This window comes from Acinetobacter sp. TY1 (assembly GCF_048551395.1).
Lineage (GTDB): Bacteria > Pseudomonadota > Gammaproteobacteria > Pseudomonadales > Moraxellaceae > Acinetobacter.
On the sequence record NZ_JBLYZK010000001.1, the window covers coordinates 203,416 to 217,720 of the forward strand.

Below are 14,305 nucleotides of genomic sequence, written 5' to 3' on the forward strand. Positions count from 1 at the left end.
CTATTGAAAGCTTTGTCATATTTTAAGTATAAAAAAAAACAAAGCATTGCTTTGTTTTTTTTAAAGAATTTAATTTTATTAGCGTCTAGATTTAAAGCTAACATCGACCACTTTAGGACGATAGAATGAACCTAAAAGAAGTAATAAGAATGAGAATACTAAAATCGGCCAATCACTGAAACGAGTATACCAAGTATGTCCTTGCATTGCAGGTAAGTCACCACGTAGTACAGCTTCTTTTTCCATTGGCGCACGACTAACAATATGACCATTGTGATCAATAAATGCAGTTACACCTGTATTGGTAGCACGAATAAACCAACGACCATTTTCTTTGGCACGCATTTGTACCATTTGCAGATGTTGTAAAGGACCTGCGGTGCCTGTGAACCATGCATCATTCGATACGGTCACCAAGAAGTCACTTTGTGCTGCATTACGCCGTGTTAAATTAGGATATGCCACTTCATAGCAAACTGCGGCAGCAAGATTATGTCCTTTAATTTTAAAAGGTTTTTGATCGCTGTTGCCACGAGAGAAACCACTCATAGAGGGATCATTTTGCAAAGCAGGAAGTACCCAACTGAGTAAACCTGAAAGAGGAATGTATTCTCCAAATGGTACCAGACGTTGTTTTTTATATAAACCTGAAGCCTGATCTCCCATTGCCATCATGCTGTTGTAATACATTGGGAAGCCATTTTGCTCTGACTCTTTTAAGTCCCAATATGGAATGCCTGTAACCCATGAAGTTTTGTGTTTTTGCCCCATTTGTTTCATGTATTCAATGAGCTCAGGTACGGGCGCATCAGTTTGAAACATAGGAATAGACGATTCAGGCCAAACGATGAGATCACGTCCCCATTCCGTTTGACTGAGTTTGACATAAATTTGAACTGTTTTGACTTGGTATTCGGTCAGCCATTTAAGATCTTGTGGAATATTACCTTGCACCAATGAAACCGATAATGGCTTTTCAGCTTTGGGTTGTACAAATTGGATAGATGATGCAGCCCAAGCACCTAAAATTAACAGTACGGAAGGAATTGCCCAAAACCATTTACGTCGTAAAATCTCAACCAAAGCAGATGCAAGAATAATCACCACAAATGAAACGGCGAATACACCAAACAGCGGCGCATAATTGTCGAGTAAGCGTTCAGTAAAGGCGTAGCCTGCAAAGAGCCAAGGGAATCCTGTAAAGACCCAAGTTTTAGCCCATTCAAAGAAAACCCAAATTGGCGCAAAGGTGAGTGGGGTTTCAGGGAAAAAACGGCGGTAAAACCATGTTTGAACTGCACTGAATAAACCCATGACCAATGCCATGATCGCAATCATCAACACACTTAAGAATGCATTGGTATCGCCATATACATGAATAGAGGTGTATAGCCAAAAAGCACCGACAAACCATAAGCCGAAGCCATAGCTTAGACCAATCGCAAAGGCTTGTTTTGGTGTACGCTGATGCAAACATGCATAGAGCAAAGCAGGTGACAAGATGGCAAGCCACCACCAATGAAAAGGTGCTAGTGCTAAACTAAACACCGCACCTGCGATCAATGAAATGATCAGGGGATAAATCATTGGTAACTGTTTTTGTTGTTGTGAAGAATTTAACAGCTTGTCAAAGTAGGCTCTCATTTACGTACAGCTCGAATCAGATGAATAGTGCGGGCATCTGCTTCAATGATGGTAAATTGCCAATCTTCAAGTTCAATCACTTGTCCTTGTAAATCACTCACCAATCCAATTTCCTGAAGCAATAATCCCCCGACAGTTTCTACTTCATCGTCAGAAAAGTCTGCATCTAAAACTGTGTTAAAGTGTTCAATTGGTGTAAGTGCTTGAACGATCCATGTATTTGCCGTGGTATGGTCATTGTCAGGAACAATAAATTGCGCTTCTTCATCGACATTGTCATGTTCGTCTTCAATTTCGCCGACAATTTCTTCAAGTATATCTTCTAAGGTGACTAAGCCTGACGTTGTGCCATATTCGTCAATCACAATTGCAATATGCGTTTGAGTGTTTTTTAACATACGTAACAGTTGGTCTGAACGCGCACTTTCAGGGACAAACAACGGTTGACGCATTAAATTACGAATGTCGACATTGACTGAAGGATCAGTCATAAATGGCAATAAATCTTTAGCAAGTAAAATACCAACAACATTGTCTGGTTGGTCTGATGAAAAGACTGGAAAACGTGAATGCGCTGATTCAACTAAAACATGTAAAATATCAAGAATTTGGTCATCTTCTTGTAAGCTAACCATAGATGTGCGTGGTGTCATCACTTCACGAACTTTTGTTGCAGGAAGGTCTAATACGCCTTCTAACATTGCGACAGTATCAGGTTCTAAAAAACGACGAGAATCCTGAACCAATTTGAGCAGTTCATCGCGGGTTTCGGGCGCAGTTCCTAACCATTTACGTAAACCGCGCATACCCCACGATGGGCCTGATTCGTCTTGCATGATCTTTCCTGAAGATACTTATTTCAAAAATGTAAATTTTATCATACCGAAGAAAATACAGATGTCTATCGAATAAACAGGAGAAAGATGAATGCTTGCGTCATCCTGGTGCTTGAGATCATAAGCAGATCATCATAAATAGACTTTGTGTTAAAATATACAAAGTCTAAATTAAGTTTGAGTTTGATGATGTCTGAACAATTGCCTGCACCGAGCATTCAGTTAAATACACGTGGTTTACGTTGTCCTGAACCTGTGATGATGTTGCATCAGGCAATTCGTAAATCTCAATCAGGGGATATTGTTGAAGTTTTTGCAACGGATAATTCAACGTCTTGGGATATTCCTAAATTTTGTATGCATCTTGGACATGAGTTGTTATTGCAAGAAGAAAAACTAGATGAGCAGGGTAATAAAGAATTTCATTATTTGGTACAGAAAGGCTAGATTGTCTTTGATATTGACTCAATATCAATAAAAAGTCAGAAGTGAAATTAATAAACCCGCATTCAGCGGGTTTATTTTTATCTCAATAAAGATTACATGTTAGGATAATTTGGACCACCACCACCTTCAGGTGTTACCCAAGTGATGTTTTGTGATGGGTCTTTAATATCACATGTCTTACAATGTACACAGTTTGCAGCGTTAATTTGGAAACGCTTAGAACCATCATCATTTTCCATGATTTCATAAACACCAGCAGGGCAATAACGTTGAGCAGGCTCATCCCATTTTGGTAAGTTTACGTTTACAGGAATAGAAGCATCAGTCAATTTCAAATGCGCAGGCTGATTTTCTTCATGTACGGTATTTGAGACGAATACCGAAGACAAACGGTCAAACGTAATTTTACCATCTGCTTTAGGATAGGTCGGTTTGAATGTCGCAGTATCTACAGTTTTCAACACGCTGAAATCAGGTGCTAAATCATGCAAAGTGAATGGCACTTTAAAGATGTTTTGATCGATAAAGTTAAATGCACCACCCATCCACAAACCGAATTTGTGCATTGCAGGGCCGAAGTTACGTGAACGGTGTAACTCTTCTTTTAACCAACTATTGTTGAATTTGTCTGTGTACGCAGTCAATTCTTTAGCAAAGAGATCTTCGCCTTCAGTGACACGAGCAACAGCTAAATCACCACCTTTTTCTACACCAGCAGCAATTGCTTCAAATACAGCTTCACCACATAGCATGCCTGATTTCATTGCAGTGTGAGAGCCTTTGATTTTTGCAAAGTTTAAGAAACCTGCATCATCACCAATCAAGCAACCACCAGGGAACGTCAATTTAGGTAAAGAGTTTAAACCACCTTTTACCACTGCACGTGCGCCATAAGAAATACGTTTACCACCTTCAAGATATTGCTTGATCAGCGGATGTGTTTTCCAACGTTGCATTTCTGCAAATGGATACATGTTTGGATTTTCATAAGATAAATCCGTGATCATACCCAAAGTCACTTGGTTATTTTCAGCGTGATATAACCACCAACCACCTGAAGAACCCGTTTCAGTTAAAGGCCAGCCTGAACCATGCATCACTAAACCAGGTTTATGTTTTGCAGGATCTATTTCCCAAAGTTCTTTAATACCAATACCGTAATGTTGCGGATCAGCATCTTTGTCTAAATCAAATTTAGCAAGTAGGCGTTTACCTAAGTGACCACGGCAACCTTCAGCAAAAATGGTGTATTTCGCATGAAGTTCGTAACCTGGTGTAAAGTTATGCGTAGGTTCGCCATCTTTGCCAATACCCATATCACCTGTTTGGATGCCTTTTACAGAACCGTCCGCATGATAAAGGATCTCAGATGCAGCAAAACCAGGGAAGATAGAGACTTCTAATTCTTCAGCTTTCGTACCTAACCAACGAACAACATTACCCAATGAAATAACATAGTTACCGTCATTATGCATCGTTTTAGGCACCATCCAATGTGGCGCTTCTTGTGACTTTTCAGCAGACATTAAGAAATAAGTCTTGTCTTCAGTCACAGGCACATTTAAAGGTGCACCTTCTTCTTTCCAATTTGGGAAAAGTTCATTGATTGCACGAGGTTCAAGTACAGCACCAGAAAGGATATGCGCACCAACTTCAGAGCCTTTTTCAACCACACAGACAGAAAGGTCTGGAAGATTGTTTTCAATAGCCAATTGACGAATTTTAATCGCAGCAGAAAGACCTGCAGGGCCTGCGCCTACGATGACTACGTCAAACTCCATCGCTTCACGTTCGATGTGTTCCATGTAGGACTCCTCATATTTCAAGGGGTGGCAACCGTATGCATTTATTGATTATTAAGTTGAAAAACAATAAATCGGTGCTGCCGTGAGTGTTCTAAATTTCACTGATATGAATATATATTCATATCATTCATATATTTTGCGCTAGTATAGTTATAAACCTTGATCTAGCCAATTGGCTGAGTCGTATTATTTTTAAGTCAGCAAGGTATAAACCATGGTAAATCAAAATAATTCAAGCTCAGAAGCGCAATATCAGTCTGATTCTGATCATAAAAATTTAACGAACATTGCACAATACTTAAAAGATGTACACGTCAGTCACAAAAGGTCAATACCGCCTATAGCAGACTGGAAGCCAAAGCATTGTGGCAAAATGGATTTGAGGGTAAAAGCCAATGGAGAGTGGTGGCACGAAGGTCAATTGATCAAGCGTCAGCCTTTACTAGACTTATTCACCAAAGTACTTTGGAAAGAAGATGGAAAATTCTATTTAAAGACGCCTATTGAGCAAATTGAAATTGAGGTTGAAGACGAGCCTTTGTTGGTTAATCAAGTCGATCAAGTTGAGCTTGAAGGACAGAGGTATTTACAAGTTACGACAACCAATCAAGACATTGTTATAGTTGATGCTGAGCATCCAATTTTTATGCGTGAGTATCAAGGTGAACTTCGACCTTATGTACATATTCGTTTTGGCATCAATGCTTTAATTCAGCGCAATGCATTCTTTCATTTAGTTGAATATGGAAGCCTACTAGAAAATGAACAAGGTGAAGCTATATTATCGTTACAAAGTGGTGATTTGCACTTGCAATTAGGCACATGAGGTTTAAGCTTAATTTATTATTGTTGACTCATAAATGCAGTGGATCAAATGAGCGCTATTCTTCCTTTATATCCTTTAGAAAATCCAATGCCTCGGGCTTCAGCAGATGCACCGATTGGTATTTTTGATTCTGGAATAGGCGGCTTATCCGTTGCTCAGGAGATTGCGACATATCTGCCAAATGAACGTATTTTGTATTATGCAGATACAGCACATGTACCGTATGGCCCACGGACGGATCAAAATATTCGTGAACTGACTGCGCATGCAATTGAATGGCTCTATCGACAAGGTTGTAAAGTTGCGGTTGTGGCATGTAATACCGCCTCAGCATTTAGCCTAGATTATTTGCGTTCACATTATGGCGATGATTTCCCAATCATCGGCTTAGTACCTGCCTTAAAACCGGCGGTTCTACAGAGTAAAAGTAAGGTTGTTTCAGTATTGGCAACACCTGCAACATTTCGTGGTCAATTAATAAAAGAAGTTGTACATCATTTTGCGGAGCCTTTGGGAGTACAAGTTTTACCTGTCACTTGCTTAGATTTAGTTCCTTTTGTTGAGGCAGGAGAGCAGAGTAGTGAAGCATGTATTAATAGTTTGAAAAAAATACTACAACCTGTAGTTGATCAAGGCGCAGACTATTTGGTCTTAGGTTGTACGCATTATCCATTTTTAAAACAAACAATTCAGCAGTTGTATCCTGAGCAATTCACTTTGATTGATTCGGGACATGCTGTTGCAAGACAAACTTCAAGAATTTTAATTAAAAATAGTTTAGTATCAGAAAAGCTACAAAATAATCAAATTAGATTAAGATGTTTTACGAGTGGAAATAATGCCTCAGTATTACAACCTGTGCTTAGGCATATGATTTTACAAAATATTACGTGGTCAATTGAAAATATTGTTGATAAACTGAACTAAAATAGTTCGGCCATATGTTTGTTTTTACTTTTCATAAGTATAGGGCATGTAACCATCAAATCGACTTTGGGGAAGGTTTGAACTTTAAGGATGTGAGAGAGAAAAGGGTTTACCTATGCTCGATAAGCGTTATCAAGTTTTTATTACAACATCAGGCAAAGAAATGCAGCCTGAACGAATGGTGGTGACTCAGACTCTGATTGGAATGGGCTTTTTTTCATGGGGGCTTGAACAACGGACGCCATTGAGTACTGCTTTTGCACGTCGTCAAATTGATGACTGCGATTATGTTTTATTGCTCTTGGGTAGCCAGTATGGGGAGCAATCTGTATCAGGTGTAGGTTATATGCATCTTGAATACATTTATGCAGTCACCAAACAAAAACCAATAATTGTCTTTATGCATGATGCACCTGAAACACGGCAAAATGATCTACAAGATCAGACTACTGCATTGAAAGATAAGTTTAAAGAATTCCGTCATCAGCTACAAAAAGAAGTCGAACAAGTCGTAACTTATAAAACATTACGTGATCTAGAGTTAGCAGTTCGTTCTTATATGCCGCAAATGTTAGAGCGTTATCCAGTTGTTGGTTGGGTGCGTCCACAAAATTTACAAGTATTACAAGATGAGATTGATAAGTTAAAATCAGAACTTGCTAAAGCTCGCTCAGAACAAACTACCGTACATGGCTTAAAAGAAGTTGATCCATTTTTGACTTTACCAAAAGTGTATAGCAATGAAATTTTTAGCTTTGATTACCGCATGCATGCCTATCAGGATGGTAACTTTAGAGAATTAACGCCAATGCGTGAGATGAGTTGGCTTGAATTGGTGAAAGTACTTTCTAGCGAATTTCGTGAACAAATGCCTGAAGAATTTTTCTCAAAAGTACTTAATGAACATTTGAATAATACAGGTCTCAATGATGCTTTGAGGGTCATGCCTCGAGCGCACGCTGTTTCTCGTGCACAGATTAATATTCGCGCATTACATACCATTAAGCAACAAATGCGTCAAAATGAATGGGTTGTACCTGTAGGACGTGATGATCGTCAACGTATGCTTTGGCAAATGACCGCAAAAGCTTTAAAATTAATTGAAGGTGACGGCCAAATTGGGCGTCGCACACCGATTCTTTGAACTTTTCATCAATCGGGGATGATGAAAACATCATATTGATAAAGTACGTGTCCCGTAGAGCATCAGGTACTATATTAGATGTCTAAAAGTGTGTTGGAATTTAAGAGAATGTCTGTAAAGCCTAAAATTTTGGTGATGATTGCAAATTTGGGAACACCAGATGAACCAACCACTTCTGGTGTTCGCCGATTCCTTGAAGAGTTTCTGTCAGATGGTCGAGTAATTGAGATTCCTAAATTTTTGTGGAAGATCATTCTGTACAGTTTTGTTTTACCTTTTCGTCCTAAAAAAGTGGCGCAAGCGTATGCGCAGATTTGGACTGAAGATTCTCCAATGCGCTTAATTTTAAATCAACAGGTTCAAGCGCTTCAACAGCAAATTATTTCTGTATATCCTGAATTTGAAATAAATATTGTTCCTGCAATGACGTATGGTACGCCAGGGATTTCAACCATTTTGGCGAATGCGACACAAGCTCAATATGATCATGTCATCTTATTGCCCTTATTTCCGCAATATTCTGCAACATCGACAGCACCGTTATATGATGCGATAGCGGATTGGGTGAAGACTCAGCGTAATTTACCGGGTCTAAGTCTGATTCGTGATTATTATCAACATCCTTTATATATTGAAGCATTGGCTGCAAGTGTGCGAGATTATCAGTCCGAACATGGTCAAGCTGATAAATTGTTGATGTCATTTCATGGTATTCCACAACCTTATGCTGATAAAGGCGATCCTTATGCTGAGCGCTGTCGTATCACTGCAAAAAAAGTTGCACAGGCACTCGGTTTAAATGAAACGCAATGGGCTATTAGCTTTCAATCGCGTTTTGGGAAACAAGAATGGGTTAAGCCTTATACAGATCGAATACTGCAAGAGTGGGCTGAGCAAGGTGTGGCTTCTGTGCAAGTCTTGAGTCCTGCATTTTCAGCAGATTGCTTGGAAACACTTGAAGAGCTTGCTTTACAAAATGCTGAACTTTTTATGCATGCGGGCGGAAAGCACTATGCGTATATTCCGGCACTGAATGATCGAGCAGATCATATTCAATTATTGAGTACATTGGTTCAAGCACAGCTTGATGCATTGAAACAGACACTCATTTCATAAAATTTTTATTTCAAGATTTTCTATTTCAAGGTGGCAGGAGAAATGTATGCTGCAAGTTAAAATTGTACCTGTCACGGCATTTCAACAAAATTGTTCGATTATTTGGGATTCAGAAACTAAAGAAGCTGTTTTGATTGATGCGGGCGGTGATGCTGAAAAACTTCAAGCTGAAGTTGAAGCATTGGGCTTAACAGTGAAAGCGCTATGGTTGACACATGGTCATTTAGATCATGCTGGAGCTGTGGGTGCATTGGTTAAAATATGGAATGTTCCTGTGATTGGGCCACATAAAGAAGATCAATTTTGGTTGGATATGATTCAAGAAGTCTCCGCTCGTTATGGCTTCCCCATTCCAGAACCTGTCATTGTCAATCAGTGGCTAGAGGGTGGTGAAGTCTTAAAACTTGGGCAAGAAGAATTTGAAGTTCGTTTTGCACCAGGTCATACACCAGGTCATGTAGTTTTTTACAATAAAAATTATGGTGTTCTATGGACAGGTGATGTGTTGTTTAAAGGTTCTATTGGTCGTACTGATTTTCCACGAGGTAATCATGCTCAACTGATTGAATCAATACATCGTGAATGTTTTAGTTTACCTGATGAAACACAGTTTATTTCAGGGCATGGGCCAATGAGTACGATTGGTTTTGAAAAACAACATAACCCTTTTGTTGCAGGAAAAGCGGGTTAAAATTAAAAAGCCCTTAATCTTTTTAGATCAGGGGCGATATTATATTTTTTATTATTTTTTTTGTTTTTACAAAGCTAAAAGTATTTTGTCAATTTAATGAAAAGTTTTTTGTCCTTAGGCAACATTAAAAATGTTTACGTATATTTTTATATATTGTTACTTTCTATTTTATATCTATCGCTTATCTTGTACATCTGATTGTATCTTTTTTAGTGACTAAATGGATTATGTAACGATTGTTTTGCTTCAAGAACAATTAATATGGAAGCAACGATAAATAGAATAGCAACGCTAAGTAACAATAGATCAAGGCTATACAGACCTAACGTTACAAAAAAAATAGAAAGTAGCATGAAAGTGGAAAGTAAAATTTTTAAACTTATATGCATGATAATACTCCTAAAGTCATTTTAAGCAGTTTTTGAATTAGATTTAATACAGCTTAAAATGAGTTATAAATTATAATGATGACGAAAATATGAACTTTTTCAAAAAAGTTTAAAGCTACTTTTTAATGTAACTGTAAAATATACTACATTAAGAATGTGATTGAATTGTTGTTTTTTGTATATTTGTTTAATTTAAATCACTAAAAATCTAATTGTCTTCTGCTTGCGGGGCATCTTCAGTTGGAAGTTTATATTCGTCACTTGCCCAAGCACCCAAATCAATCATCTTGCAACGCTCTGAGCAAAAAGGGCGAAATTCATTACCTTCCCAAGTAGATGGTTCACCACAACGTGGGCAAGGAAATGTACGTGGAACAGACATGAAATACTCCAAAAATAAGTGAAAAAATAGGAAAGCGAGTCAGGAATTGTTAGACTTACATTTGATTTCTCTTAGTTTGATCTGATTATGCCGATTCGTCAATTTCAAGCACAGCGTATGCATGCGCCTCGTGATTTTATTTCTATTGAAAATCAGCCGATTTGTGTGGAGATTGGTGCAGGAAAAGGTAAGCATGCCTTACTGTTTACAGAGCAAAATCCTGAACAGCAATTGATTGCAATTGAGCGAACACGTGAAAAATTTGTAGCGATGCAAAAACAACATCAACTTGAAGGTCAAAAAAATTTAATACCTATGCATGCGGATGCTGTGCCATGGGTTGTTCATGCACTTTTTCCTGCACAAGTCGAACAGTTTTTTATTCTTTATCCAAACCCTGAGCCACATAATCCCGCTCAGCGTTGGTTGAATATGCCATTTTTTGAGTTTTTGGTTTCACGTTTACGGGTGAATGGCACGGTGACATTGGCGAGTAATATTCCTGAATATATTGCCGAGGCAGAAAAGCAACTCATTGATGTTTGGAAATTACCTTATGTCAAAGAGGTCATTCCTGCGACATCGGCAAGAACTCATTTTGAAATTAAATATTTAGAACGTGGTGAGCTGTGTCAGCAATTGATTATTTCAAAACCTGAAAGTTACACCACGCGTTTTGATGATTTCATGCCTATACAAGGTCAAAATGCACAAGCTTCTGAGCCAGCAGATGCAAATTAAAAAAGTTGCCATTATTGGTGCAGGGCCTGCTGGATTGATGACTGCCGAAGTATTGAGTCAGCTTAAGAGTACTCAACTAGAGATTCATGTTTTTGAACAAAAGCCTTCTGCTGCACGTAAATTTTTGATGGCAGGCAAAACTGGTTTGAATATTTCTCATGCAGAACCTGTTACACAGTTTATTCAACGTTATGACCACGTAGAATGGTTAAAGCCTTGGGTTGAACAATGGGATGCAAAATGGATTCAAGCGTGGATGCAAGGTCTAGGTATTGAATCATATACAGGCAGTTCAGGACGAATTTTTCCCATTGAAATGAAAGCTGCACCGCTGCTTCGAGCTTGGTTAAAACGCTTGATGGAACAAGGCGTAAAATTCCATTATAGGCATCAAATTATGAATTTGGCTGACAATCAACTCACTATTTTAGATCAAAAAAATCAGCAACAATTTGAGCAGAAATTTGATGCGATAGTTTTAGCATGTGGGGCTGTGTCTTGGTCACGCTTGGGTAGTGATGGTGCTTGGCAAAAATGGTTAAATGCTGATGCCATTGAAAATTTTCAACCAAGTAATGCTGGCGTAGAGCGCAAGTGGTCAAGCTATATGCAGCCTGTATTTGGGCAACCTTTAAAGCGTGTAGATGCATGGCTTGACCATCAACAGAAAACCCAAGGTGATATTGTCATCTCACATTATGGGCTTGAAAGTGGGCTGATTTATAAACAAGGTCGAGCATTGCGCACTTTGCAAAAAGTAGGGCAGCCGATGATACTTCATTTGGACTTGTTGCCCGATCAAAGTATTGAACAGCTTACGCAAAAATTACAATCTTCAAAGAAACAGTCGATGAGTAATGTTTGGCGTAAGGCTGGTTTAGATAGTGCAAAAGCCAATTTAGTCCGAGAGCTAGTCGATAAATCCATTTGGCAGCAGCCTGAAAAATTAGCATTTCAAATTAAAAATTTAGCTATTACTTTAGATGGTTTTCGCCCAATTGAAGAGGCGATTAGTTGTGCAGGTGGTGTACGTGAAAATGCACTGAATCAACATTTACAGCTGAAATCGAATCCTTATGTTTTCTGTTGTGGTGAAATGCTTGATTGGGATGCACCGACAGGCGGTTATTTGTTGACGGCATGTTTTGCGACAGGTCGTGCAGCAGGTGAGGGTGTGGTGCAATATTTACAATTGGATCAATCATCATGTATATCGTAATGGAGCGTAGAATATTTTTTTAGTATCCTAAAAAGCGTTCGCAATTGATGAAGGAGTAAAAATGTCCGAAGAAAAAATCTATACAGGCAGTTGTTTATGCGGTGCGATTCGCTATGAAATTCATGGTGAAATTGGCGAAGTAATTCAATGCCATTGCAAGCGTTGTCGCAAAGCCAATGGCACAGCATTTGCTACCAATGCTCCGATTAAAAAAGCAGATTTTAAAATTGTTCAAGGTGAACATTTATTGAAAAAATTTGCATCAACACCAACTACAGCACGTTGTTTTTGTAGTGAATGTGCTTCGCCCATCATCAGTATTAAAGCAGAGACACCCGATACTTATCGTTTAAGAATTGGAACATTGGATACGCCATTAGAACACAAGCCTGTTATGCATATTTTCACAGCCTATAAGGCAGAGTGGGATACTATTTGTGATAGTTTGCCTCAGTACGATGAGCGTCCTTAAGGGGCTGTATCAAGTTATAAATTTTATTAATTCCTCCCCTTGCGCAGTCATACTGTTCACCTTTAACAAAGGGAGGAGCAGCATGAGATTATTTTACAACTAAAGCCGTGCCTTCAAACTTGATACCATTCCAACCATTTTGTATAAATTGACGAATGTTTTGGTGATCGGTTGCTTCAGGTGTCGCCAATACAGACGCATAATGTTCTGCAAATAGGCTTAAAGTTTGTGTTTGATCAAGCCCATTAAGTTGAGCAAATGAAAATACTTTTGCGCTACCTTGGTTTTCAGTGGCTACATTATGTTGCTGACCATTTTGAAATGCGGTTGGTGTATGTGTATAACGAGCTTCAATAAAAGCAATGACATCGGAAAATTTAGCTTCGCCCGATTGAAGTTGATTCAGTAATTCCTGTGACATGTGCATACTCCAGTGAATGATCTATGATGAGAGAGGATGAATTGAATCATCATCCTTTATTTTTCACTCAGAATCATAGCTGAATGTGGTGATGAACTATAGATTGAATTGTACAAAATCATAATGATGGAATTGAAGAAAGCATTTGGAAATTGATCACTTGTGGATAAATTAAGACTTATCCACTGAACTGAAATTGATGAAGTGGAGAATATAATGAATTGGTTATTGGTCGCTTGTGGTGGAGCAATAGGTGCTTGCTTACGCTATGGTGCAGGGCTACTCATTGTGCGACCAATGAGTTTATTTCCTTGGGCAACATGGTCTATTAATGTGTTGGGCTGTTTTCTTGCAGGCGTCTTCTTTGCCTTAAGTCAACGCTACCCTATACTGCAAAATGAGACTCGACTTTTTGTCATGGTTGGTATTTTTGGTGGATTCACTACATTTTCAAGTTTCGGTTTGGAAACTTTTCAGTTAATCAGACAAGGGCAAATGAACATAGCTGTCATGTATAGTCTGTCGAGTATGATCGTGGGTGTGCTGTGTTTGGCGATGGGTTTTTATTTATTTCAAATATTTTTAAAGTCCGCTTAGCGCTTTTATAAAATCAATATTTAATAATAAAAAGAAGCCTGAATCTGGGGAGATATTCAGGCTTTAAAGTCAAACTATATTTTTAATGAATGCTTCATTTCACTCATCGTATTCTGTCTTTACATCGAATAATACTTAGCGTTTAAAACGTGCAAAGCGTTTATTGAAGTTTGCAATACGACCATCATTATTCACTTGGCGTTGTTCACCTGTATAAAATGGATGTGAAGCACTCGAAATATCTAAGCTGACGTAAGGATATGATTTTCCTTCATACTCACGAGTGTTATTGCTGTTGAGTGTGCTGCCAATGATAAAATAAGCATTAGCGTTGGTGTCATGGAATAAAACTTCACGGTATTCGGGATGGATATTTGTACGCATTTCTTATCTCTTATTGGGTTGATTTTGTAATGTTATAATATAACAATATATGTGTCAAGAGATGTTACTTAGCTGGTTTCTGAGTGATTGTATTCAAAAGAAAAATAAATAATTTTGAAGAGTGTTGCATCAAAATAAACATAAAAAAAGAAGTCTAGCAGGAGGATATATTTGCATAGACTTCTAAGAGGTGTTGATTAAAAGTCGAAAGAGATAACGACTTTCTATGTAGATAATTTAGTCTCGCTAACTTAAAAAAATATT

The 14,305-nt window shown here is 38.3% G+C and carries 16 protein-coding genes; 10 read left to right on the plus strand and 6 right to left on the minus strand.

Translation table 11 applies throughout. The features are described 5' to 3' along the window. Positions 1 to 78: 78 nt before the first annotated feature. The gene (gene lnt / locus ACK2M2_RS00895) at positions 79 to 1,644 is read right to left on the minus strand and encodes an apolipoprotein N-acyltransferase (protein WP_419345833.1); all 1,566 of its coding nucleotides are present in this window, start codon (positions 1,642 to 1,644) and stop codon (positions 79 to 81) included. Further along, positions 1,641 to 2,480, minus strand: a complete 840-nt coding sequence (locus ACK2M2_RS00900; protein ID WP_409509931.1) for an HlyC/CorC family transporter — start codon at positions 2,478 to 2,480, stop codon at positions 1,641 to 1,643. The genes lnt and ACK2M2_RS00900 overlap by 4 nt, the downstream gene beginning before the upstream one ends. A gap of 189 nt (positions 2,481 to 2,669) precedes the next feature. On the opposite strand from ACK2M2_RS00900, the gene tusA reads away from it, so the two are divergent. Continuing rightward, complete coding sequence (gene tusA / locus ACK2M2_RS00905; protein ID WP_409509932.1) at positions 2,670 to 2,927, plus strand: sulfurtransferase TusA; 258 nt, start codon at positions 2,670 to 2,672, stop codon at positions 2,925 to 2,927. A gap of 92 nt (positions 2,928 to 3,019) precedes the next feature. Here tusA and ACK2M2_RS00910 read toward each other — a convergent pair whose 3' ends face one another. After that, positions 3,020 to 4,732, minus strand: coding sequence for an electron transfer flavoprotein-ubiquinone oxidoreductase (locus ACK2M2_RS00910; protein WP_409509933.1), 1,713 nt, complete (start codon positions 4,730 to 4,732; stop codon positions 3,020 to 3,022). A 214-nt stretch (positions 4,733 to 4,946) separates the two neighbouring features. On the opposite strand from ACK2M2_RS00910, the gene ACK2M2_RS00915 reads away from it, so the two are divergent. The 5 genes from ACK2M2_RS00915 to ACK2M2_RS00935 all read left to right on the plus strand — a co-directional run bounded on the left by ACK2M2_RS00915 (position 4,947) and on the right by ACK2M2_RS00935 (position 9,436). Beyond that, on the plus strand, positions 4,947 to 5,558 hold the full coding sequence (locus ACK2M2_RS00915; protein ID WP_419345835.1) for a DUF1285 domain-containing protein: 612 nt from the start codon (positions 4,947 to 4,949) through the stop codon (positions 5,556 to 5,558). Between the two features lie 48 nt (positions 5,559 to 5,606). Continuing rightward, complete coding sequence (gene murI / locus ACK2M2_RS00920; RefSeq protein WP_409509935.1) at positions 5,607 to 6,485, plus strand: glutamate racemase; 879 nt, start codon at positions 5,607 to 5,609, stop codon at positions 6,483 to 6,485. Positions 6,486 to 6,600: 115 nt separating this feature from the next. Further along, positions 6,601 to 7,629 (plus strand): DUF4062 domain-containing protein, encoded by a 1,029-nt coding sequence (locus ACK2M2_RS00925; RefSeq protein ID WP_409509936.1) that lies wholly within the window; start codon positions 6,601 to 6,603, stop codon positions 7,627 to 7,629. Positions 7,630 to 7,737: 108 nt separating this feature from the next. Further along, positions 7,738 to 8,745 (plus strand): ferrochelatase, encoded by a 1,008-nt coding sequence (gene hemH / locus ACK2M2_RS00930; protein ID WP_409509937.1) that lies wholly within the window; start codon positions 7,738 to 7,740, stop codon positions 8,743 to 8,745. Between the two features lie 46 nt (positions 8,746 to 8,791). Beyond that, the gene (locus ACK2M2_RS00935) at positions 8,792 to 9,436 is read left to right on the plus strand and encodes an MBL fold metallo-hydrolase (RefSeq protein WP_409509938.1); all 645 of its coding nucleotides are present in this window, start codon (positions 8,792 to 8,794) and stop codon (positions 9,434 to 9,436) included. Between the two features lie 597 nt (positions 9,437 to 10,033). Here the strand turns inward: ACK2M2_RS00935 and ACK2M2_RS00940 are convergent. Further along, a complete protein-coding gene (locus ACK2M2_RS00940) occupies positions 10,034 to 10,207 on the minus strand; it encodes a DNA gyrase inhibitor YacG (protein WP_409509939.1) in 174 nt (57 codons plus the stop codon). Positions 10,208 to 10,288: 81 nt separating this feature from the next. On the opposite strand from ACK2M2_RS00940, the gene ACK2M2_RS00945 reads away from it, so the two are divergent. From ACK2M2_RS00945 to ACK2M2_RS00955, 3 genes are all read left to right on the plus strand, one after another. Further along, complete coding sequence (locus ACK2M2_RS00945; protein WP_419345889.1) at positions 10,289 to 10,948, plus strand: SAM-dependent methyltransferase; 660 nt, start codon at positions 10,289 to 10,291, stop codon at positions 10,946 to 10,948. Beyond that, positions 10,938 to 12,167 (plus strand): TIGR03862 family flavoprotein, encoded by a 1,230-nt coding sequence (locus tag ACK2M2_RS00950; protein WP_419345836.1) that lies wholly within the window; start codon positions 10,938 to 10,940, stop codon positions 12,165 to 12,167. The genes ACK2M2_RS00945 and ACK2M2_RS00950 overlap by 11 nt, the downstream gene beginning before the upstream one ends. Positions 12,168 to 12,228: 61 nt before the next feature. After that, complete coding sequence (locus tag ACK2M2_RS00955; protein WP_419345837.1) at positions 12,229 to 12,639, plus strand: GFA family protein; 411 nt, start codon at positions 12,229 to 12,231, stop codon at positions 12,637 to 12,639. Positions 12,640 to 12,727: 88 nt separating this feature from the next. On the opposite strand, the gene ACK2M2_RS00960 is transcribed toward ACK2M2_RS00955, so the two are convergent. Then, the gene (locus ACK2M2_RS00960) at positions 12,728 to 13,060 is read right to left on the minus strand and encodes a HopJ type III effector protein (protein WP_419345838.1); all 333 of its coding nucleotides are present in this window, start codon (positions 13,058 to 13,060) and stop codon (positions 12,728 to 12,730) included. Between the two features lie 216 nt (positions 13,061 to 13,276). On the opposite strand from ACK2M2_RS00960, the gene crcB reads away from it, so the two are divergent. Then, the gene (crcB, locus tag ACK2M2_RS00965) at positions 13,277 to 13,657 is read left to right on the plus strand and encodes a fluoride efflux transporter CrcB (protein ID WP_419345839.1); all 381 of its coding nucleotides are present in this window, start codon (positions 13,277 to 13,279) and stop codon (positions 13,655 to 13,657) included. Between the two features lie 135 nt (positions 13,658 to 13,792). Here the strand turns inward: crcB and ACK2M2_RS00970 are convergent, their stop codons facing one another. Continuing rightward, entirely contained in the window at positions 13,793 to 14,041 is a 249-nt protein-coding gene (locus ACK2M2_RS00970; protein WP_409509944.1) for a type B 50S ribosomal protein L31, read from the minus strand. Positions 14,042 to 14,305 lie beyond the last annotated feature (264 nt).